Annotated in this window: 1 pseudogene; it reads right to left on the bottom strand. The window is 58.3% G+C overall.

The window, feature by feature from the left end:
• Positions 1–62 precede the first annotated feature (62 nt).
• Positions 63–487: pseudogene (locus J5M56_RS24745) on the bottom strand (hypothetical protein); the annotation flags it as partial.

Here is a 487-nt window from a genome sequence, read left to right as displayed (position 1 = left end):
GGCGGACATCTGCCCGCACGCGTAAGAGCCCTGATGGATTTCCTCGCCGCCCATTTGCATGTTCATTGAACCGCAACGCGGGCAAAGGGCCGTTCCTTCAATGCATAGGCCAGCACAAGAGCCGCGGGCAAAGCAGCGCCCAGTAGGCACAGCCCTTCCCAGCCGACATACCGAATACCGAAACTTGCAACTGCGGAGCCAATAGCGCCGCCAACAAAGTTGATACTGATAAACACCGCGGTAATCCGTGAATTGGCTGCGGGGGCCAGTTTGTAGATGACCGATTGATGGGTGTTCTGCAAGCCCATTACGCCAACGTTCAAGGCCATTGCGGCAGCGATAATTATCCAGAGCCCTGTCGCCGCAAAGCTCAGCACTGCCCATGCCAGTATCATCAACGAGGCCAACCCGAATGCCAGCGCGTGCCGGTAGCCATGATCACAGAGCCGGCCAACCACACCGGGAATCAACGCGCCAGTCACTCCCG

It is taken from the genome of Pseudomonas sp. 51_B (genome assembly GCF_017491595.1).
GTDB classification, from domain to species: domain Bacteria; phylum Pseudomonadota; class Gammaproteobacteria; order Pseudomonadales; family Pseudomonadaceae; genus Aquipseudomonas; species Aquipseudomonas promysalinigenes.
This window is presented reverse-complemented; position numbering and strand designations above follow the sequence as displayed.